The 22,845-nt window shown below is 47.4% G+C and carries 16 protein-coding genes; 11 read left to right on the top strand and 5 right to left on the bottom strand.

The window, feature by feature from the left end:
- Positions 1-1,288, top strand: a 1,288-nt coding sequence (locus AXFE_RS04335; protein WP_152625853.1) for an ISL3 family transposase, incomplete at its 5' end; no start/stop codon positions are given.
- Between the two features lie 323 nt (positions 1,289-1,611).
- Here the strand turns inward: AXFE_RS04335 and AXFE_RS04330 are convergent.
- The 4 genes from AXFE_RS04330 to uvrA form a co-directional block, all read right to left on the bottom strand.
- Positions 1,612-1,932, bottom strand: a complete 321-nt coding sequence (locus tag AXFE_RS04330; RefSeq protein ID WP_052604658.1) for a DUF167 domain-containing protein — start codon at positions 1,930-1,932, stop codon at positions 1,612-1,614.
- Positions 1,933-2,152: 220 nt separating this feature from the next.
- On the bottom strand, positions 2,153-3,529 hold the full coding sequence (locus AXFE_RS04325; RefSeq protein WP_052604657.1) for an MFS transporter: 1,377 nt from the start codon (positions 3,527-3,529) through the stop codon (positions 2,153-2,155).
- 252 nt (positions 3,530-3,781) lie between these two features.
- Positions 3,782-5,014 carry an MFS transporter gene (locus tag AXFE_RS04320; RefSeq protein ID WP_052604656.1) on the bottom strand — a complete coding sequence of 411 codons (1,233 nt, stop codon included), beginning with the start codon at positions 5,012-5,014 and terminating at the stop codon, positions 3,782-3,784.
- Between the two features lie 153 nt (positions 5,015-5,167).
- Positions 5,168-7,996 (bottom strand): excinuclease ABC subunit UvrA, encoded by a 2,829-nt coding sequence (gene uvrA, locus AXFE_RS04315; RefSeq protein WP_052604655.1) that lies wholly within the window; start codon positions 7,994-7,996, stop codon positions 5,168-5,170.
- Between the two features lie 463 nt (positions 7,997-8,459).
- On the opposite strand from uvrA, the gene uvrC reads away from it, so the two are divergent.
- From uvrC to AXFE_RS04260, 9 genes are all read left to right on the top strand, one after another.
- Positions 8,460-10,325 carry an excinuclease ABC subunit UvrC gene (uvrC, locus tag AXFE_RS04305; RefSeq protein WP_052604653.1) on the top strand — a complete coding sequence of 622 codons (1,866 nt, stop codon included), beginning with the start codon at positions 8,460-8,462 and terminating at the stop codon, positions 10,323-10,325.
- A 419-nt stretch (positions 10,326-10,744) separates the two neighbouring features.
- Positions 10,745-11,509, top strand: coding sequence for a class I SAM-dependent methyltransferase (locus AXFE_RS04300; RefSeq protein WP_052604652.1), 765 nt, complete (start codon positions 10,745-10,747; stop codon positions 11,507-11,509).
- A gap of 689 nt (positions 11,510-12,198) precedes the next feature.
- Positions 12,199-13,050 (top strand): RNase adapter RapZ, encoded by an 852-nt coding sequence (gene rapZ, locus AXFE_RS04295; RefSeq protein ID WP_052604651.1) that lies wholly within the window; start codon positions 12,199-12,201, stop codon positions 13,048-13,050.
- Positions 13,047-13,958: a gluconeogenesis factor YvcK family protein gene (locus AXFE_RS04290; RefSeq protein WP_052604650.1), complete on the top strand. Its 912-nt coding sequence runs from the start codon at positions 13,047-13,049 to the stop codon at positions 13,956-13,958. The genes rapZ and AXFE_RS04290 overlap by 4 nt, the downstream gene beginning before the upstream one ends.
- 695 nt (positions 13,959-14,653) lie before the next feature.
- Entirely contained in the window at positions 14,654-15,676 is a 1,023-nt protein-coding gene (gap, locus tag AXFE_RS04285; protein WP_052604649.1) for a type I glyceraldehyde-3-phosphate dehydrogenase, read from the top strand.
- Between the two features lie 180 nt (positions 15,677-15,856).
- Positions 15,857-16,996, top strand: coding sequence for a phosphoglycerate kinase (locus AXFE_RS04280; RefSeq protein ID WP_052604648.1), 1,140 nt, complete (start codon positions 15,857-15,859; stop codon positions 16,994-16,996).
- Positions 16,997-17,102: 106 nt separating this feature from the next.
- A complete protein-coding gene (tpiA, locus tag AXFE_RS04275; RefSeq protein WP_235347599.1) occupies positions 17,103-17,909 on the top strand; it encodes a triose-phosphate isomerase in 807 nt (268 codons plus the stop codon).
- Between the two features lie 68 nt (positions 17,910-17,977).
- Complete coding sequence (secG, locus tag AXFE_RS04270) at positions 17,978-18,205, top strand: preprotein translocase subunit SecG (RefSeq protein ID WP_052604647.1); 228 nt, start codon at positions 17,978-17,980, stop codon at positions 18,203-18,205.
- Between the two features lie 106 nt (positions 18,206-18,311).
- Positions 18,312-19,937 carry an ABC transporter substrate-binding protein gene (locus tag AXFE_RS04260; RefSeq protein ID WP_152625852.1) on the top strand — a complete coding sequence of 542 codons (1,626 nt, stop codon included), beginning with the start codon at positions 18,312-18,314 and terminating at the stop codon, positions 19,935-19,937.
- 680 nt (positions 19,938-20,617) lie between these two features.
- Here the strand turns inward: AXFE_RS04260 and AXFE_RS04250 are convergent.
- Positions 20,618-21,541, bottom strand: coding sequence for a DNA-methyltransferase (locus tag AXFE_RS04250; protein ID WP_052604643.1), 924 nt, complete (start codon positions 21,539-21,541; stop codon positions 20,618-20,620).
- A gap of 531 nt (positions 21,542-22,072) precedes the next feature.
- On the opposite strand from AXFE_RS04250, the gene AXFE_RS04245 reads away from it, so the two are divergent.
- Positions 22,073-22,492 carry a VOC family protein gene (locus AXFE_RS04245; RefSeq protein ID WP_052604642.1) on the top strand — a complete coding sequence of 140 codons (420 nt, stop codon included), beginning with the start codon at positions 22,073-22,075 and terminating at the stop codon, positions 22,490-22,492.
- Positions 22,493-22,845 lie beyond the last annotated feature (353 nt).

Below are 22,845 nucleotides of genomic sequence, written 5' to 3'. Positions count from 1 at the left end.
GGATGTCAATTTGATTGGCATCGAGGATCTGGGTGACCAAGGTTCAAAGACACCCCTTCGGGTCCATATCGAGTGTCGAGGCGAACGACCAAAATGCCCAGTATGTAATGGGATGAGTTATTCCAAGGGAGGCTCACTAGTAGAGCTGATTGATCTACAAAGCTTTGGCCGTGCCGTCAGACTCATCTGGCACAAACGCAGGTGGGAGTGCAAGGATGGGAACTGTTCCGCCCCGTCGTGGAGTGACGTGGACACTAGGATCGCAGCTCCAAGACTCAAGCTCACCGATAGGGCAGCTAGATTCGCAACCCGAGTGGTTGGTAGAGATGGTCGATCGGTGTCATCGGTAGCCAGAGAGCTCGATTGTGATTGGCACACGATCAATGACGCTGTCATTGCCTATGGGACTCCCCTCGTAGAGGATCCAAGTCGCTTTGGTAAGGTTCGTGCACTCGGATTAGATGAGACCTTGTTTTGTCGCGAGGGTCGCTATCGGACCCAGAAGTGGTCTACCTCAATCGTGGACGTTACGAGTCCAACCCTTCTTGATGTCGTGCCTGGTAGAGAGGGAAAGGAGCCAAAGAAGTGGATAGCCAGTCAGTCCAAGGAGTGGCGTGATGATATCAAGTGGGGAACTCTTGATCTAGCTGGTTCTTACCGGGCGGTCTTTCGAGAGGCGTTACCAAACGCTACCATGGTAGCCGATCCATTCCACCTGATAAAGCTGGCCAACACTCGCCTTGATGAGGTGAGAAGAAGGGTACAACAGAACATCCTTGGTCACAGAGGCAGGGGTGGGGATCCCCTCTATCGCATCCGGCGACTCCTGACTATGGCCAAGGAGAGACTCACCGAGGGTGCCAACGCCAAACTTACTCACCTACTTGAACTAGGTGACCCAGACAACGAGGTAGCTACCGCATGGAGAGCCAAGGAGTCCTTACGAGAGCTCTATACCTATCGTGACCCAAAACTCGCTAGTGACCACCTCGATGCTCTTATCAGTGACTTCACCGACAACCAACGACCCCCCGAGGTCCAACTACTTGGGAGAACCTTGAAAAGCTGGCATGATGAGATCCTGGCCTGGCACACGTCCTTCGTGACCAATGGACCGACAGAGTCGATGAACAACCTCATTAAGCGGATTAAGCGCATCGCCTTTGGGATGACGAACTTTGCGAACTTTAGAATCAGAGCGCTCTTGGCGGCTGGTAAGCCTGACTGGTCACTACTAGCTACTGTTACCCCGGTGACAACGCAGATCTCTAGCGCACTTGGTTCGTAACAGGAACCAACCAACCCAATAAGTAAGACACCAGGGAGAACCCCCTTGGCCCCTCTTACCCGTTCACGGGTTGTGTAGCCTAGACCTCTCCGAATGACGGCTTCAATCTGGCCAATCACCTCAGAACGCTCAATAACTTGCCGATTCCTGGTCGATCTTGGTACCGGAATACCGCTTATTTCCGAAGATCCAGGATAGACCGCTATGCCTAACTATATGAATGTGTAGCTACGAAGCTCAGGACCCATCAAAGGGTGAGAGATTCTAAATTAAAATTGGTGGTGATATTTATCGGTAGTCATCTTTTTGGGGTGTGACAAGATCTAATTGTTGGCTAACCCCAGCTTCGTTAGAAGCTCGAATTGTGACATAGAGGTGATCTCGATCACTTTATTTCGATTATGAGCACCCATCACAATATTTACAAGAGATTTTTGAGTTGAAAGTGCCTTGGCGAGAAATGTTACCAGTTCTTGATTTGCGCGATCCTCAACGGCTGGTGATGTGAGCGATATCGCGATTGCTGTTTCTCGTATGCCTGTGATCTCAGTTCTTGATTTTCGAGTCGAGATATAAAAAGGAACCCTGATCCCATCTTTATATTCGGTGATTGCAATCTGGTTTGGTTGGTAATTAGGATTCACGCAATTTCAATTTTATACCCAAGATTAGTCCAAGGACAAGGTTAGCGACATAGTTGGAAAGCAGCTCCCATAATTCTCTGAGCTGAACCTAGGTGGATGTGTGGTGGTTGGCTCTAAATTGGGAGCAATTTTTCCTCTATTGTCGACCTTGAAGAGATGAGCCATTTGCTTATTTGGCAAATCCAAGGTTGCCCTCACCTTGATTCTGGATGGGGGTAGCTTAGGCTAATGATGTAGGTTGACTGGCGCTGTGGTCGATGCTCTTTCCGATCGATAAGGAGATGACGAAGATTAGAAGGCACGCAATCGCATCAAAGGCGAGTCCGTGCGATATAGACCTGGAGCCATGAATGGCCAATGCGGTCGCGATAAGTCCTCCTGCGACGCCAGTTCCAACCGAAACACCAGTCGTGTCAGCTAAGGCGAGTGCGGAGCTCGATTCATCTAAGTGGTCTCTAGGTGCGACATCAAGTAAGGCGACAGAGAGCGAGACGTAGGAGATGCCCATCCCAAGGCCAGCAATCGTCCACCCTGCCAGGATGAACCATGATCCAATACCTTGAAAATAGAGGGATATCCCTGTCATTGCTACCCCTATTAGAGCTATTGCGATTCCGCGCCGAAAGAGCGTTCCTCGATGGTTGGGCTTGGTGAATCGTGAATGTAAATAGGAGCCGGCGCTCCAACTCAAGCTTGCTAGGGTCAAAGTTGATCCGGCTAACGCCAGGCTGTATCCTCTATCCCTAAAGAGGGCAAGGGGTAAGAAGCCGTCGATTCCAAAGAAGGCGAAGTTTGTCAGAACCCGCAGCAGAATGATCCTTCGAAGGGCTGGGAATTGCGAGAACGCAACTTTTGGAAGGAGGCGTTTTCCAGCGATGCCAGCGAAGACGATGCCCGGGATGATTATCAAGAGTGGTGTGATACGTGGAATAGAGTCCAGCGCTAGGAGGATCGCAAGGATCGATGCGGCGAAAATTGTGGCATAGACGATTCGTAGGAGAGGATTGGACTCGAGTACTCGAGGCTTTATCTTCGACCTTTTAGGTAGCGCTAGGGCTAGGACCAAGGTCGCTATCAGAGAGATCGGGAGTACTACTAGGAATGGAAATTGCCATCCAAAGTTTTGTGCTAGGTATCCAGAGATTCCAGGTGATATCAATGACGGGACAACCCATGCTAGTGAGAAGGCAAAGAAGATCTTTGGTCTTTCGGTTGTATCGAAGTAATCATTGATGATTACATAACCAACCGATCCGAAGGCGCCCCCTCCAAGGCCCTGGATGCCTCGCATCAAGATTAGGAAGGTAATGTTGGGGCTGAGCGAGACCAGTACTATCCCTACCTGAAATAGTGTGCTTCCGACAAGCACTGCAAGTTTTGGACCGCGGACTTTGGAAAGCTCCGATAGAGCGACAACCCCAACTATCTCGGCAACAAGAAAAAAACTAAGAATGAGAGCGAGTGACTTTGTGGTATGAAAGTGTACCCCAATGGCTCCAAGGTCTGCAGTAGCTGCGAGGTTCTCGAATGCAACCGCGGTTATCATAGTTATTAGGGAGACCTTTAGCAGCCTCTTGTTTATGTTCTTTTGTTCCAAGATTTTCCTAGGTCATTGCCTTGGCTCGAAGGCTATTTTTTCACCTTGAATCGCAAGGATATCTTTCGAAGCGTCCAATTTTGTTAGGAAATCGATGGCGATGAATCTCAAGTCGAATAACTAAGTGTAATTCGAACCAACCGGATGTGATTAAATAATTTAGTTTTTGTTCAAACAAGCCATCGTGGAAGGCGCACATGGGTTGTAATTATTTCCAATTTTACTTTCCGATAGTTGAAGTGTTCTACATATTTATGGTGCTTTTTCGCCTGCCGAATACCTTGAAAACTTTGGAAGTAACTTCCAGATCGCCAAGGAACCAGCGACGCAGGCGACCCCACCAGTAATTACGGCCAACGTGGTTCCAAGGAGCGCACTAGCGCCGCCGGACTCTAGGTCGCCAAGGCGAGGGCCACCAGTCACCACTGAGATTTGTATTGAGAACAGTCGACCCCTCATCTCCGGAGGCGCGATCCTCTGTAGGATTGCATTTCTTAGAACTGACGAGACCAGATCTACATATCCAGCCACCGCCAGAAGTAAAAGTGCAAGAGAGATTGAGTTGATAGCTCCAAAGACAATTATTGCAGTTCCCCATGATAGGACGGAAAGTATTATTCCTAATCCCTGTCGTTTGATGTTTGTGACCCATCCCGAGGTAACCGCTCCGATTGAGGCACCAACTCCTAAGGCGCTATAGAGGTACCCAAGTCCGCTTGCCCCGTCATGAAAGTGTGTTAAAGCCAATGCAGGAAAGAGGGCTCGGGGCATCCCAAAGACCATGGCTACCAGGTCAATTAGGAAGATTCCTTTTAGAATTTGGCTTGATGCAACTTCGCTAAACCCTTCTTTGATTGACTTTAATCCTCTGCTCTTACTTTTTTCGACGGGATGCAATGGGGGTAGAAAAAAGCACGCTATTGCTCCGACTAAATAGGTCAGGGCATCGATGCCCAGGGCGGTTGCTACGGCGAAATGCGCGATGAGTATGCCAGCAACTGCCGGACCAACGACTAATCCAATTTGGAACATCATCTGACGGATGGCTATGGCTGCAGTGACCTTATCCCTGGCGACCATTTGTGGAATTACTGCGCTCTGTGCGGGTTTGACGATTCCTGATACACCAGCGCTAAAGGCGCTCAGGGCAAAGATGGGCCAAATTGACGGGTGTGAAGGAATCACATCTAGATAGAGCACAACCCCGGCTAAGGTAGACGCGCCGAAGCCCCAAATGAGTAGTCGCCTGCGATCTGTCCTATCGATGATCGGCCCTCCTCCAAGAGAGGCCAAAAGAAGGGGAATTAGCTGAACGAGGCTTACCAAGCCAACTAGAAGCGACGAGTGGGTCAATCTGTAGATCTCATATGAGATAGCAACGATCGTGATCTGGTCGCCCAGGCCGGAGATGAGTTGACCGATAAAGAGAAGGCGAAAATTCTTACTGTCGCGTAATGGACTGAGGTCTACGAATAGATTTGCCACCTCGTCTAACTCTCCTTCTTCGTTCTGGCGATTGGGTTTGCTTCATCTTGTGCACTTGACTTCCAATCCGGGCGCGACCCTATAGATGCCGCGGTGTTTTTTGACGGACATTTGGTTATTGATTGAACCGCATTGTGGCTATTGGCGCTGACCTTAAACCAGAAATCGACCGGTATGACTTTGGGGCAACTTAGCGATCTCTTGTGGCGTGCCGCAGCCGACTACTGATCCGCCTTTGTCGCCACCATCGGGGCCAAGGTCAATTATCCAGTCGGAACATTTGATCACGTCGAGATTGTGCTCAATTACTAATACGGTATTGCCATTGTCGACAAGACGTTGGAGAACAACCAGAAGACGCCTTACGTCTTCAAAGTGCAGCCCCGTAGTGGGCTCATCTAGAATATAAAAGGTGTGACCGGTTGGGCGTTTGGCTAATTCGGTGGCCAATTTCACGCGCTGTGCTTCACCGCCGCTAAGAGTTGTAGCGGGCTGGCCAAGACGAACATAACCCAAACCGACTTCGGAAAGGGTTCGTAAGTGGCGTTCGATGGACGGCAGGCTTTTGAAGAAGAAGAGGGCTTCTTCAATTGGAAGGTCAAGGACTTCAGCGATGGATTTTCCTTTATAGAGGATCTCTAAGGTATCGCGGTTGTAACGGGTCCCTTTGCACTGCTCACAGGGGACATAGACGTCCGGGAGAAAGTTCATCTCGATACGAATCGTCCCATCGCCAGAACAGGACTCGCAACGGCCGCCTCGAATATTGAATGAAAATCGTCCTTGCTCGTAGCCTCTAACTCTTGATTCTGGAGTACCTGCAAAGAGGGCACGTATCTTGTCGAAGACCCCGGTATATGTAGCAGGATTTGACCGTGGAGTGCGTCCAATAGGCGACTGATCGATGTCTACGATCTTGTCTATATTCTCAAGTCCTCGTATCTCGCGATGTCTTGCTGGGACAACTTTAGACTTATAGATCTTCAGCATCAGCGCGTTTCGCAGGATATCGTTGACCAGGGTTGATTTGCCAGAGCCCGAAACACCAGTTACTGCTACGAAGCAACCAAGTGGTATCTCGACGTCTATTCCCTTTAGGTTGTTTGCGGCTGCACCGATAATCTCAATCCTTTTGTCGGAGCGCGGTCTCGGATAGGCCGGGAATTCGACACTTCTTCGCTTGGCCAAGTAGTCACCAGTTACAGACTCGGAGGAGTTGATAATATCGTGGACGCTTCCGGTTGCTACGACGCGTCCTCCGTTCTCTCCAGCCCCTGGACCTATATCTACCACATAGTCAGCAGCTCTAATGGTGTCTTCGTCGTGTTCTACAACTATTACAGAGTTGTCTAGGTCTCTGAGCTTTTCTAGAGTCTGAATAAGGCGATGGTTGTCGCGTTGGTGAAGTCCAATCGATGGTTCGTCTAAGACATATAGTACGCCGGTTAGACCCGATCCAATCTGAGAAGCTAAGCGAATTCGCTGGGCCTCGCCGCCGCTTAGGGTATTTGCACCTCGATCTAAGGTTAGATATTCAAGGCCGACATCCATTAAGAATTTAAGGCGAGCTCGCACCTCCCTTAGAATCGGTGTAGTTATTATGGCACGTCGCTCATCAAAATGAAAGGAGTCGATCACCTCGAGGCTACGGGCAATTGAAAGCGAAGAGAGGTATGAAATTGAGTGCGACTCGACTGAAACCGCAAGGGACTCGGGTTTGAGACGTGCTCCGTGACATGACTCGCAGGCCACATCACTCATGTAAGCCTTTATCTGTTCTTTTGCTCCTTCAGAGGATGCAGTTTCGAAGCGGCGACGAAGCCACGGAATGACACCTTCCCACTTTAGGTTGATCTCACCTTTGTTATATCTCGAGCCGAGTTTCACCTTTAGTTTGAGTCCGCCCCTCCCATGGAGAATCTCGTCTTTTACCTCTTTGGGGAGGTCGGACCAAGGCGTGGTTAGGTCAAAGTCCATCTTCTTTGCTAGAGCTTCGAGGCCACTAAGGTAGAAGTCGCTGCGCATATGAGACCATGGCGCCACTGCGCCTTGATATAGCGACAGCGTTTGGTCTGGAACGATTCGTTCTGGGTCTACCTCTATCATCGTTCCGATGCCCGAACAGGCCTCGCAGGCGCCATAAGGAGAGTTGAATGAGAAGTTTCTTGGCGCTAATTCCGAGAAGCTGATACCGCAGTCTGCGCACGCTAAAAGCTCTGAAAATACAAGTTCATGCTCAGAGTTCGCGTTTGATTCGTCCGTTAATACGAGGACTTTGAGACGTCTGGTGCCAAGTTCGAGAGCGGTCTCAACCGAATCGGTTAGTCGTGGTTGAATTCCGTCTCGGCGACTGAGGCGATCTACGATTACGTCAATGCTGTGGCTTTCATAGCGTGCCAAGTCAATGTGGCTATCGCCTTGTATCTCCACGATTTCGTTATCGATGCGCGCCCTAGAGTAGCCCTTTCGTGCAATCTCTTTGATAAGGGCAGAGTATTCTCCCTTTCTCCCCTCAACAATTGGCGCCATAACCATAAAACGAGTACCATCTGGGATCTTCATTAGTTGATCCACAATCTGCTGAGGTGTTTGGCGTTCAACCCTTTGGCCGCATTTGTGGCAGTGCTGGATGCCTACTCGTGCAAACAGGAGACGTAGGTAGTCGTTGATCTCGGTTACAGTTCCAACGGTCGACCGTGGATTTCGCGGTGCTGACTTTTGGTCAATGGAGATTGCTGGAGAAAGGCCATCAATCTGGTCTACATCAGGTTTGTCCAATTGGCCGAGGAATTGACGTGCATAAGAGGATAGGGATTCTAGATACCTTCGTTGGCCCTCCGCAAAGATTGTGTCAAAGGCTAAACTCGACTTGCCTGACCCGGATAGTCCAGTGAAGACTACTAGCTTATTTCGTGGTATCGACAGGTCAACCTCTTTGAGGTTGTGTACTCTTGCACCTTTTACTACTAGCTCATTTGCCACAGTTGGTAAACCCAATTTCTTTGAAGATTATTGCCATTTGCATGAAAGCCCTGAAATCATTTGCATGAGAGCCTTGTAGTTAGGTAAAGACGCCTCTTGCTTTCGCAAAGGCAATAACTACGAGGTTGCATTATTTCCTTGGCCGGCAGGGCTCTTTGTCTTTGCTATTTGTGGATTACCCTCTAAGGCGATTTAGTTTAATGGTTGTTGATAGCGAATTGGGTTGCAATTAGAGAGATAAGCATCGTGCTTGAAGTTCGGAGGATGGATTTGTCAGGTAATTTTCAAATTCGACCGATGATGACAACTAAAGATCGAATCGCTAGGTTGTTCAAAGAGAGGTCGGAGACTGCTTTGCCTATTGATTTTTTGGTATCTAAAATTTATAGACAAGGTGGGCTTGTTAGTCTGTGATGGTAAGTGAGCAGCCGATGGCGATATTTCGGTATTTGGAGCAGTTGGATTGATAAATCGTATTGATCTGGGTACAATTCCGGATTCTCCTGGTTCGTACCAGTTTAAGGATCAGGACGGTCGAGTAATTTACGTCGGCAAGGCGAAGAGTTTGCGGTCGCGTCTTCAAAATTACTTCGCGCCTATCGAAAGCCTCCATCCCCGGGTGGCTGCAATGGTAACAGCGGCAGTTGACGTCGAGTGGATAACTGTTTCAAATGACGTCGAAGCTCTCATGCTTGAATTTAGTCTGATCAAGAAGTTCCGACCGCGTTTTAATGTTCGTCTTAGAGACGATAAAAGTTATCCCTACTTGATGGTTACAGCTGATCAGCTTTGGCCAAGAGCGGTGATAACACGATCGCCTCATCGAAAGGGTGCTCGTTACTTTGGCCCATATCCGCATACCTATGCGATAAGGGAGACGCTTGACCTCCTTATTCGGACATTTCCAATTAGAACATGTTCCGATTCCAAGTTTCAACGGGCAGCGAAAGTTAAAAAGCCTTGTCTTTTGTACCATATCGAAAGGTGTAGCGGACCTTGTGTGAATCTCGTAAGTGACCGTGAATACGCCGAGATAGTCTCTAACTTCGAATCGATTTTAAAGGGTAATTCTAAAAGCTTTGTCGATCGCCTGAGAGCTGATATGACCAAGGCTGCAAGTGAACTCGATTTTGAGAGCGCTGCCAGGCTAAGGGATCGTCTAGGCGCTCTAGAACGTGCTGTTGAACGTCAGGAGATGGTCGGCAATCCCAACGACAATTTTGATGTGATTGGTTTGTGCTTTGATGAACTTGAATGTCAGGTAGACGTTCTGGTCGTGCGTGCCGGCAGAGTCAGTGGACGGCGATCCACTACGGTTGATAGGGTCGAGGAGTTATCGGAGGATGAGCTTCTAGAGGTCTTGATTGAGCAACTTTATTTTGATTCTCCGGCCGAACTCCCCAAGGAACTGATCGTCCCGTTTGTACCAACGAACACTGAGATAATAGAGGATTGGCTCTGTGAACTTCGAGGTAACTTAGTGTCAATAAGGGTTGCGCGTCGTGGCCATAAAAAGGCACTTTTGGATCGAGCAAATGCAAATGCTAGTGAGTCCTTTAGACGCCATCGCCTAAAGAGGGCATCAGACCATAATGCCCGATCGCGAGCCCTTACCGCTCTGGCTGATGAGTTATCTTTGCCAATCTTTCCGCTTCGAATTGAATGTTACGATATGAGCCACCTAAGTGGAACTAATTACGTCGGTTCGATGGTGGTGATGGAAGATGGTCTTCCTAAGAAGTCAGAGTACCGACGATTTAAGGTATCGATAGAACAAAATGACGACTTTGCGGCTATGTACGAGGTTCTTACTAGACGTTTGCGCCGCCTCAATGATGCCAATGACGATGCGATGGTTGATGATTCGAAAAGGGCAAGGTTTTCCTATCCACCGTCTTTGATGGTAATTGATGGAGGTAAAGGTCAACTCTCGATGGCGTACAAAGCGCTTTGCGAAGCTGGCTTGCAGGACGAGATCCCTGTGATTTCATTGGCGAAGAAGTTTGAGGAGGTTTACCGTCCGAATGAGTCGGAGCCGATTCGAATTCCTAGAACTTCAGAGTCACTTTTTTTACTTCAATCGATTCGAGATGAAGCGCATAGATTTGCCATTTCATTTCACCGTCAGTTACGTGATAAGGAGATGACGCAATCTATTTTGGATGATGTCCGCGGGTTGGGGCCGATACGAAAAAAGCGACTACTCAATGAATACGGAAGCATTAAAAAGTTGCGTACTGCATCTCTCGAAGAGCTATCCAATTTGAGGTGGCTACCAGGTGAGGTGGGTGCTGCAGTGTATTCGACCTTGCACGACCTGCCCAGTTAGTCCTATGTTTATTTGTTGGATAAAGAGTATTTTCAGGTCAATTTAAATGTGATCTCCAAGATCTATTCTCAATTGCGCAAATGGTCGTTGGATCTCGACTCCGTCTCTATCTGCTATACCATAGGCTGCCTAGAGAGTGCGCATTGAGAGGTGTCGACTAATGCGTTGACAAGATAGAACGGCTGCCCCTAGGGTAGCCGTGTGGCTTCTAATTGGTTGATTTCCACTAAATTCCATCTGTCTTTTTGGTGTGGAGATGCTTGTTCTTTGAGTCGGTGTAGTCAGTTACATTTTTCCCTTGGTTGCTAGGGTTTTTGCGATAAGAGTAGAATGAACAAATTCGCATAACAAGCCTGGAAGGCGTAAATAATTTTCCATGCTGACTTTGAATTGATTTACTAACCAAGGGTGATGGGCATATGAGCTTCGAGGAAAACTATTTACGTGATGAGTTCGCACCCATCGCAGCCGAGCTTTGGAGTCACAACGCCGCTTGGTGGCAGGAGGGGTTCACAGAAGGCGCAGATCCTGAGTATGTAGAACAGATACTCCCGATCATCGCCAATTGGACGGGAGCCTCGCAGCGTGTTTTAGAAGTGGGAACGGGCGAGGGGCAAATTCTTCGGTCGCTTTCAAAGCTTTTCGAGCGCAAACTTCTAGTTGGAATCGATCCAACGCCCGAGCAGCTTGTTTTAGCAAAGGAGCGTGGCGGAGAGATTGAGTACATCCGTTCCGACGCTGCCTCAATTCCTTTGGCGGATGCTCATTTCGACACAGTGATTGCATGTTTAGTCTTTGAACACATAATGGATCTGTCCAAAGCACTCGAGGAGGTTGCTCGGCTGCTGGAAACCGGTGGGCAATTTATCTTTCTCTTAAATCACCCTCTTTTTCAAACGCCTGACTCAGGTTGGGTTGATGATACGACATTTGGGGAACAGTATTGGAGAATTGGTAAATATCTTCAGGTTAGTCAAAATGTGGAGGAAGTGGAGAAAGATGTGTTTATTCCATTTGTACATCGTCCCCTTTCGCACTACATAAATGCCGCCATTTCATCAAGTTTGTCGTTAGCACAGATGCTGGAGCCGGCTCCACCACAGGGTTTTATTGATCTTGCACCCGAGTATTACGAGGCCAGATTCGTCCCGCGACTTCTGGCACTTCGATTCATAAAGAGCTAGCAACACATCGTTAGGGTGTCTATGAATGAAGTTAGCGTAGAGGCTATTTTCAGCTCGAAACTCACCTCCTAAGGCGGTGTTTTTCTCAACAGATTGCGATGATTTATCTACCGAAAGCTTGACTGACAGCAAAGTAGTCAAATTCAAAAAGTCGTAGTGGCGATCATGAGGTTAGGGCGTCGATACGTGTCAGACACGTGGCGGTTGAACACGTCGATTCGTTATCCTTGAGTCTGCTTTTACCCTTATTAAATATTCTACTTTGGGTCGTCCTTCGTAATCTGGGTACCAGATCGCTGTTAATTGACTGTTAATCTTTGTGATCCGCAAATCTCATGGGTTAGTTCCTTTGATAACCTGGGAGATGGCTGGCGCTAGTCATCAATAGAGATGGCTGGTTTAGTGTTTTGAGATCTAGTAATTCCAAGGTACCTCGTCGTGCATTCCATGAATTAATACGTCCATTGACCCGTTGTCCTTCATGAATGCTCTCTAGGAAGCCGTAGGTGTTCTTTACCGGGCACTCCAGGTCGAACTTCTTGGAAAATTGATTGTCACTCGTAAGATCTTGATTAGGTATCTATGGTTGGACCATGGACTAGATTTTTTTGAAAGGATATCTAAAACTCAAGGCGTGTCGAGTTGGGTTCGATTCTTTTACAGCCGTGTTTTTTAAGGCGAGGAACCATATGTCAGAGTATCTCTTTATTACTGGAATGTCCGGTGCAGGCCGCTCTACTGCTGGGGCAGCGCTGGAAGACCTTGGTTGGTTCGTGATCGATAACATGCCGGTTGAGTTGATATCAAAGGTCTCTGACCTGGCAGATCGAAATAGTGATGCCGATCGACTCGCCTTCGTGATAGGACGTTTTGGGTATGAGGCTATTGATGGAGTGGTGTCGGAGATTGAGCGGCTTAGATTTAACGGCGCAACTGTGAAGGTGCTCTATCTTGAAGCTACCGATGAAGCGCTAATAACTCGTTTTGAATCGACCCGACGACGGCATCCTATCGGCGAGGAAGGTGTTGGAAATGCTATTGGGCGCGAGCGCAGAATGCTTTTGGTCTTGCGCGACATCGCCGACATCATAGTTGACACCTCGAATCTCAATGTTCACGAGCTCAAACGTCGTTTAAACGAGCTTTTTTCAGGTCCAGTATCAAGCTCTACTCTTACTGTGACGGTTGTTTCGTTCGGGTTTAGTTATGGAACTCCGAGGGATGTCGATCTGCTTTTTGATTGTCGTTTTTTACCAAATCCGCACTGGATCCCAGAGCTGAGACCACATACGGGCCTCGAAGAACCCGTTCGGGATTATGTTCTAGAGCAGGCGGATACGAATGAATTTATAAAGAGACTTACCTATCTCTTTGACTTTTTGATACCAGCTTATATTCAAGAGGGAAAGTCCTATTTGACTGTGGCTGTTGGATGTACAGGTGGAAGGCATCGTTCTGTAGTACTAACCGAGGTCTTGGCCAGATATTTTAGAGAACAGGGACTGATTCCTAAGGTAATCCATAGGGATGTCGAAAGGTGATCCTTGAAGATGTTGCTCCCCAATTTTTGCACTCATCGAGTCGAATAGTTGCTATAGGAGGGGGCCATGGCTTGGGCGTGACACTAGATGCTCTAGCCAGAGGTGGCCATTTCCCGATAGGTATAGTTTCCGTTGCGGACGACGGCGGTTCTTCGGGAAGATTGAGGGAAGCCTTCGGTCAAATCCCTCCAGGTGACCTTCGTCGCTGCATATCAGCGTTGGTGCCTAGCGACTCGCTCTGGCGCGAGTTGCTGGAATTTCGTTTTGGTGAATCTGAGTTGCGGGGCCATGCTCTTGGAAATCTTATTTTCACCGCGTTGGCAACTCTAAACCAGGATCCAATGATAGCGGCACTGGAGCTTGCTAGGCTGACACATGCTGCAGGGCGAATATTTCCAGCGAGTCTTGACCCCATAACTTTGGTGGGTGAATTTCAAGGTAAACAAATACTTGGGCAAGCTAGACTCTCGAATACCGCAGGGATTCAGGAGTTGCACCATCTTCCAAATAATCCAAGAGTTGCCCCGGTTGTCGTTGAGGCAATTGAACGCGCTACGACCATAGTTTTGGGCCCTGGTTCGATTTATACGAGTGTCATTGCAGTATGTCAAATTCATGAGATCCGAGAGGCGCTTAGTCGTTCCAAGGCAAGGCTGGTCTATGTCGCAAATCTTGCATCTCAGGTTGGGGAGGCACAAAATATGACCGTAGTGGACCACATTCGTGCAATCGGAAGATACGGAGTCACTCCTGATGTAGTTCTATACGATGATCGATCCATCGAATTAGGAGACATCCAAATGATGGATCCTACCAACCTGGTTCGCGCCTCCTTGGGTTGTCGCGATGATACCCGAATTCACGACGTTAGTCGCCTTCAGAAATATCTTGAGGCGGTTATTGTATAGTGAGTGGACGAGTAGCTGGATCTTTGAATCCATTTGAACTTTAACCTTGTTTCATTGTGACATTAAATAGTGCGATCGATATTCAAGCCGAAATACAATTCCATCGGTAACGTGGCGTTTTGGTTTTGAAATTGTCTTAAACCACTAGCTTTAGTTACTCTTGGCCTTAGAGCAATATGACAGAGCCATTTGGCAGAGCAATTCGGTCACCATTGGAAATTACCTCAAGGATGATTTTTCATATTTGCAGAAATCGTCTTTTGTGGACCAAGGTCGAACTAATATCGATTTATCGCGCCGATAAAGTGAATTGGTATTAACGGGATGATTGAACGCTTTCTTGCTCGAACTTTTTTAGGTGACTGGTTTTGAAGATTTCCTTCAAGTGCTCATTTGGCAGTGTCGGGGTTTTTCGAGATCGTCTCCGTGATATTTTGGATTTGGTTGACATCTATTCTCTTTGAGTGGATGTCGTGACTGCGATTTTTAGGCTCACGTCCCGAAATTTGAGTCATTGGCGAATATGCAAGTTATTGCCTATCCTCGGATGCCCACAAGCATTGATCAGTGATAGACAACATATCGGCGGAAGCTAGTTACGTAGTGGCTGATTCTTGTTATTTCGATATATTGTGGAAGCCGTTGTTGGATGTTTAATATTAAATGACCAAAAGGTCTGAAGATGGGGGTTTTAAGTGGCGCTTCGAGTCGGAATCAATGGTTTTGGTAGAATTGGGCGAAACTTCTATAGAGCGGCAGCCAAGCAGGGCGTCGATATTGAGGTCGTAGCAGTAAATGACTTGACGTCGCCTGAGATAAACGCCCATCTTCTTAAGTACGATACGACGCATGGTCGCTTAGGAGTGGACGTTAGAGTCAGTCCTGAAGGAATCATCGTAGGAGAGTCTTTGATTCGAGTATTCTCTGAGCGTGATCCAAAGACGCTACCCTGGGGAGAACTCGGATGCGATGTTGTAATCGAGAGTACCGGAATATTTACTGATGGAAATAAAGCCTCGGCTCATATCGATGCCGGAGCCAAGAAGGTCATCATTTCAGCGCCTGGAACTAATGTTGATGCGACCTTTGTGGTCGGAGTGAACGACGGTGATTATGATCCAAAAATCCATCACATAGTTTCGAACGCTTCGTGCACTACAAACTGTTTTGTACCAATGGTTAAAGTGTTAGACGATGCCTTCGGCGTGCATAAGGGACTTATGAGCACCGTTCACGCCTACACGAACGATCAGAACCTTCTCGATCTAGCTCATAAAGATCCACGTCGAGCACGAGCGGCCGCATCGAATATAGTCCCATCTTCTACGGGTGCAGCTAAGGCTACGGGACTTGTGCTTCAAGCAATGGCAGGTCGCCTTGATGGAACCTCGCTTAGAGTTCCGGTTCCAGATGGTTCGATCACCGATGCTACGTTGGTTTTGAATGGCGAGTTTACCAAGGATGAGATAAATGCGGCTTATCAAAGGGCTGCCACCTCGGGTCCATTGTCGAAGGTTCTGGTTTATTCGACCGAACCATTGGTCTCATCTGACATTGTCGGAACACCTGCTTCTTGTACTATCGACGCAGCAATGACTATGGCGATGAACCTAGATAATGGAACAACCCTCGTTAAGGTGTTCGGTTGGTATGACAACGAATGGGGCTATTCAAATCGCCTCGTTGATCTGGCTCGCATTATGGCGACTTCGATTTAATTATTTTTAGAAATTGCAAGGATTCTCAAGTACGCTCCAAATTATTTAAGTTGGGGATCCTTGCTTTTTGCGATCGTTGAAAATCTGACTTTTTGTGAGTTTTGAGGTCGTCGTATTGTTTTTATGGAATTAAAGATCTTCTTCAGTAATACTGAGTTGGAAAAATGGTGAGGTTTTTAGATGGATATTCCCCAGCTAGAAGACTTGGGCGATGTCTCTGGTAAGTCAGTGCTGGTTCGGTCGGATCTGAATGTTCCGCTTCAATATGATGACGACTTGGATGCAAGCATAATTGATCCTTTTCGAATTACCTCTAGCTTGCCTACCTTGGATTATCTCATAAAAAATGGGGCCAGAGTGACGGTTTGTTCGCACCTTGGGCGACCAAAAGGAGTTCCAGATCCAAGATATCTCATGGCTCCGGTGCGCAACTACCTGAAAGCCATCTACCCAGAGATCGAGGTGATGGAGAATGTGCGTTTCAACAAGGGTGAAGAGGCTAACGACCCGGAGTTCGTGCAATTTCTAATCGCTGGTCAGGATCTTTATGTAAACGACGCTTTTGGAGTATCCCATAGATCTCATGCCTCTGTGGTTGGTCCGCCGAAGTATTTAAAGTCCGCTGCTGGTCGTCTACTGTCGAAAGAGGTAAATGTTCTAAGCGGTCTTTTGGAGGCACCAAAGGGGCCATTTGTAGCGATTATAGGCGGGGCAAAGGTATCGGATAAGATCGCATTGATTCGCGCGATAGAACCGAAGGTCGACAAGATCCTTATTGGCGGCGCTATGGCATTTACCTTTTTGGCAGCGATGGGTCATAGCGTAGGGGATTCACTTTTCGAAGTGGATTTGGTGGAAGAATGCAAAGCTCTTTTGGCCGGTAGCGATACCCTTGTGGTCCCGATTGACTTTCTTGGTCTTCAAAGCTCGATAAAATTTGGACGGGGTGAATCAGGAGCCGATCCCGTCTCCCTAGGGGAAGATGTCCCGAGTGGGTTTCGTGGCCTAGATATTGGTCCCAAGAGTATTGAGCTTTTTATTGCGGAGATCAATCATGCAGCCACAATCTTATGGAATGGACCGATGGGCGTCTTTGAAGATGACCGTTTTTCAAGAGGAACTTTGGCCATTGCAAATGCCGTGGCCGAAAGTGGTGCATTTTCAGTGGTAGGCGGAGGGGATTCCGCAGCTGCCATTGACGCAGCCGGCTTGGCGCCTCGTATCAGTCACCTATCTACCGGAGGTGGCGCATCTCTAGAACTTCTAGAGAAGGGTGATCTTCCGGGTCTCGCTGCTCTTCGGCATGGGCTTGTTTTATAACTGAGAACTCCTTTAGGACTGGGTGACCAACAGGTAATTGCTAGGCCCTTGTAGTATGGAATGTTATATTGGTGTGGTTGACCTAATCTATATTTGAGGAGAAGCTTTGTCGGCAAAAAAGGGCTATGAACTTAAGCCGAATCCAGCAACTGGTCGTTATCGCCTAATAAGTGGCAACTGGAAGATGAATCTCAATCACCTTGAAGCGATTCAGCTTGTACAAAAGCTCTATTTTGGTTTGAGAGACGTGGACTACTCTTTTAGCGAGATTAGTATTCATCCACCAGCAACTTCAATTAGACCTCTTCAGTTGCTAATAGAGAGCGACAAGATGCGCTTTAGTCTTGGTGCCCAAAATTGCTTTTATGAGCCTTCCGGGGCTTATACCGGGGAGATTTCAGCGTCGATGCTCTCGAAACTGAACGTGAAATACGTAATTGTTGGTCACTCTGAGCGGCGTCGAATTTTTGGTGAAACTGATGAAGTTGTCGCCGCCAAGGTTCAGAGTGTCTTTAGTGAAGCAATGACTCCGATTCTGTGCGTTGGAGAAACTGCACAAGAACGCCAGGATGGACTGACGGATGAAGTTATAACTCGACAAGTTCGAGGTGCTATGGCTGAACTTACAGGTGAGCTTGCCTCGAAGATTGTCGTAGCCTACGAACCTGTTTGGGCAATTGGAACAGGTGCGGTAGCCACATCAGACGATGCCGCAAGTGGGGCACAGCTGATTCGCCAAGAGATCAACACTCTTTTTGGACAAGGCGTGTCAAACTCAGTTCGTATTCAATATGGAGGTTCCGTGACTCCTGTTTCAGCTCCGGAACTTCTAGCCACCGAAGGTGTGGATGGTCTCCTCGTTGGTGGTGCTAGCTTGGATGCTGAGACTTTTGCCCGAATTATCCGAGGATAGTTTTTGGCACTAAATAATGCTCTAAATAATTTAGGGTTTGGTTTTGTCTGTTTTTGGAAGGAAATTGAGTGCTTACCGCAATATTGGTGGTCATTGAGATCATCTCAGCACTAGCTTTGATTATTTTGATTTTGCTTCACTCCGGCAAGGGTGGGGGAATGTCTGAACTGTTAGGAGGCTCCGTTGGAGCTTCAGCCGCAGGTTCTACGGTTGCCGAACGTAACCTAGACCGTATTACTATCACATTTGCACTTGTCTTTATGTTTTCGGCAGTGGCTCTCTCGCTTCGAATTTGAAGATATTAGGCTATCGCAAGATTTTTAGGTAAGTAATTTGAGCCGAAGACACTCCAGCGTTATGGTCTCGGCCGAATAAGTGGTTATTGAGCCGAGAGGTTTTATCTTGGGCAAAAGTCCGAAAGGGATAGGGGTATTTGCCCAAGTGGGTGTCTTACTAGCCTTGCTCACTACTTTGGCAGGCTGTTCATTGCTCTCGTCTGCTAAACCAGTAGCAAGAAGGCCGTTGGTTATCTCAGTTGCTTCAATTCCTTCGAATTTGAATCCGGCCTTAGCATCTGGAGATCCCTCGATCACGAAGATGGTCGATTCACTCTTTCTGCCAAGCGCATTTTTGCTTGATTCCGGGGGGAACCTTGTACTTAACACTCCTTATGTGACATCAGCTGAAATCGTATCGGTGAACCCTCAGGTGATTGTATATAAAATAAATCAGAAGTCGATCTGGAGCGATGGTCACCCACTTTCCGCCCTTGACTTTATCTACACTTGGGAGTCGCAAAAGGCGGGGGTTCGCGGGATTGTGCCCAAGTACTTATCTTCCTTGGTCGATCCAACAAGATACAACGATATCTCATCAGTCGTCTCCAACAGCACAGGGAGTGCGGTAACGGTTACACTGTCTCATCCAGATTCGTCCTGGCGGAGCTTTTTTAATCCAGTCTTTCCGGCTCGGTATATGCAGGCCAATGGATTTGTTGCATCTATGTCTCTGGGACAACTAGCCTTTCCAACTATCGGATCCTACCGAATTGCTGATTACTCTTCTACCTCTATTGGCTTCAAAGCAAAAAAGGGAGCAGTTGCTTCGTTCTCTGGGGTCACCTTTGAAAGTGGTCTTGCGGTATCGCCTTCGTCTGGATCATTAAGCGCCAATATCTATCCGCCGGGAGTCATTCAATCTGGCGCCTCTGGTACTTTTGGATTTGTGAGCGGATCGACTCTCACCTCATTGCGATTCAATACAACTGCCTCCTCTCTAACTATGCGAAATGGCTTGGCCTATGCGATCGACAGAAGGGCGCTTTGGAGCAATCTTTTCGGCCATAGTCCTCTGTCTAGTTATGAGTACAATCCACCTGGAAACAATTTATTCATGGAAGGGCAATCTGACTACAAGGATCAACAAGGATACTTTATGCTGGGGGATCCCGCTCGAGCTGAGCGCTCATTGATTATGGCCGGCTATACATATTCCCCCAATGGGATCTTTTACCCAACGTCAGGTTCGTCAACTATCGATTTGGTGTACAACTCTACCTCTGCCCTGGATTCCAAGGTGGCAACGATGATTGCGAGTGTCTGGCGATACTATGGATTGAATGTTACCTTAGACCCAAAGAACAGCAAGAGTGCATTGAACAATGCGCTGTCTTCTGGAGCATTTACTGCGGCCATAGTTGATATCCCAATTACAGGAGCGGTGGCTCCCTTGGTGCAACCGTTTGTACCCTTGGCTGGAGCAAGTTATTCATCTATTCTAGGTAGCTCTCCAGTAGGGACAAAGAACACAGTTAGATCGGCTGGTGCGCAAGTCTATCCATTGAACTCCTCTCGTCTTTATAATAAAATTGATGCATTGATATGGGGTGATATGGCTGCACTGCCACTATTTCAGGTGCCACAGCAGGTAGTTTTTGGATCTTCGATCTCTAGTGAAGAGTTGCATGCAGCTTTGACATTGATAACAAGTGGGAATTTGAACTCCAGTGCATTTATTACGCTAGGTTGAAATGGGTACAGGGACAAGGCGCTGGAGTTGGTGATGTTCTTTTGAAGTTGAGACTTATTTCAAGCTGATTGAAGAGATGTTGTTTCTTAAAAGTTTGCTCCTATCTGGGTTGGCGTCTCTGACTATTCTTTGTGAACTATTCGATTTTGACTTTTGAATGATCGCTGCTTGTGTTTATAGTGGCGCCGCGGAGAACGCTCGATTGCAATGGCCCCAATCGTTCTGAGTGAATGATCCAAATCAACCATTGGATTGTAAAGACGAACTTCATTGGAGTAGCAGTGAATAATTTAATCGAGAGTCCCTGCATTATCTTCTAGATGCAATTTCGGACTTGGTCTGCATCGCATTTTTGAATTCAACCCCCAAAGCCCAAGGTTGAAGCCCATTGCAACCATAGATAGGGTCAACGTCGATCTAAAAGGGGAATTTGGCGATGGGCTATGTTGGTATTCGGGGTCGATTGATGAGGCGCTCTCAATTCGAGTATCAAAAATGCGATCTTTTTTCTAAGGGGGATATGGGAGTTTTAGAAAAAAGGGGTCTGGTTTTGGGAGATGTTTCGACGATAGCCAAACAATTTATAAGTATCTTTATAGGACCGTCGGTAGCAGGCGACTTTTCCTAGGTTACTTTTTGGAAGGACTCCGATCATCTTTGCTGGCTGGTAGTTCTCAGTGTTAGTCACCGCTTGAGTTGGTTTGGTCTGTTAGATCGATAAAATCGATTCCTTCGATAGGGCCAAATCGTGCTTTGATAACATCGATTGCCATTGGGTTGGAGTCAACCAGGAGAAACTTTCTACCCAGTTCTTTTGCCGCTATCCCAGTGGTGCCACTGCCGGCGAAAAAGTCTAGGACAGTGTCGCCAGGCTGGGTAGAGGCTGTGATCATGCGCCTTAGTATTCCTAAGGGTTTTTGAGTCGGATAGCCGGTTTTTTCATGGCCAGTAGGAGATACGATCGTGTGCCACCACACATCGGTTGGAAGCTTTCCTAGTTCTCTCTTTTGTGGTGTCACCAGTCCAGGTGCCATATAAGGTTCTCGGTCTACGTCGGCAGAGTTGAAGTAATATTTGGATCGATCTTTTGAATAGAGCAAAATGTTGTCGTGTTTTGCTGGCCATTTTGACTTAGAACGGGCGCCATAGTCATAGGCCCAAATTATCTCGTTGATGAAGTTTTCGCGACCGAATTCTTCGTCTAACATTACTTTGGCGTAATGGACTTCTCGATAGTCAAGGTGAAGGTAGAGGCTTCCAGTCGGTGACAACAGTCTATGTGCAAGTTTTATACGCAATCGAAGGAAGCTTATAAAGTCATCGAAGGAGTCATCGTAGGAGACCGTAGAGGTAATTTCACTTCTGTAGCTTTGCCCTTGAAATCCGGTGTGGTTGCCATTTGGGTCTCGGACCATCTTTTTGTTTGTTCTTGTCTGGCGTATCCCGGTATTGAATGGTGGGTCGATGTAAATCATTGAAACCGAATTCGGCATTAGCTTTGGCAAAACCGCAAGGGAGTCCCCCAGGTAGACGGTTCCGATTGATTCTTGGGCGGAGGAAAGTGTCAATTTGGAATTTCGTTTGATCAATACGTCAACGTTCATACTACAACCACACTAGGGAATAGATACCGTTGCCCAAATTGCGGTTTGACTTAGATTGCGTTTTTAAGTCAAACTGCGATAGTGTCTGGATCGTAAGATACATATAAATCCTATCACTTTGGAGTTTCACCCCACTGCTCAAGACAAGACGGCAGGAGAGATTGACCCCTAACGTGGTCAAATCTGTTTTTGAGATGTCGGCGTTGAAACAGCAGATGTACCTTCTCTGGGAGGCTTTCAAATTTACAGATCAAAGACCATCTCTGAACTTATTGACTTGGGCGTCTGTGGTGAGTTAGATTTTCTATGAATAATTCCCCAATCGGCGATAGGGTCTTGATATTCCAAGAGACGGAAATACTAAGTGACATCGGAGGCGCCATGGATCGACTTATAACGACTCATCCCAAGGCTTGAGTGCCGTGCGCCGTCGTAATTTTCTGTATGATGCGGTGGCTGAGACGATTCGGTAGTTTGTTTGATGATCGTTTTGGCTTTGAGCCAAGGGGTTGAAATGGCAATGATAAGTATTTGCTTGAACTTTCAGGTAAATTTGAAGAGGCCTTTGACGTCTACAAGTCCGTGTTTGACACAGATTACATTACACCAATTGCCAGAATGGGCGAAATATTTCCTAGGGGTAGCGAAGTCGACCTAAGCGATTTTGAGAGAAATGGGCTTGTAAATATGGAGTTGTCTGTCGTTGGTAGTCATCTGCTAATGGCTGGCGATATGATCGATTCCTTGGGCCAAAAGGTATCGATTGGAAACAGTACAACTACCAATCTTGAACTTGACGATGTCGATGGGGCCAGGGACTTCCATGAAGCGCTGTCGCAAGGGGCAATATTCTGCGCTCAACCATCGCAGACCCCTTGGACTTCCCTATGGGGGGCAGGTCTAGATAGATTTGGAATTCGATGGATGTTTAATGTGATACTCCAAAATTAACTCTTGCGACTCGATTGTTCAAGTTGTTGACTTTACTTCCTTTGATTTTCGAGTGAGCCAAGATGTTTGGTTTATGAAGTTCCAAGTAACACCCGCCGCGATTTGTTGTGAACCTTCTAGTTCAACTCATATGGGGGCGTCGGTTCCTACCATTGTAGATTGATTCATTTGATGCATTGAACGTGTGAGTTAGCCCCACATATAGCGTCGACCGAGATTTCACCTTTGGAATAAATGGTTGGACTTTTGGTTGTCGTGATAACTGAAAGTTGAATGGGGCCACTAGCTCAAACGTGCTGGGGCCATTTTGGTCAAGCGTTTCCAAATTCGGTCGGTTGCACACGAGGAATTTG

This window comes from Acidithrix ferrooxidans (assembly GCF_000949295.1).
Taxonomy (GTDB): domain Bacteria; phylum Actinomycetota; class Acidimicrobiia; order Acidimicrobiales; family Acidimicrobiaceae; genus Acidithrix; species Acidithrix ferrooxidans.
Note: the sequence above shows the minus strand (reverse complement) of the source record. Positions and strands in the feature narration are given on the sequence as shown.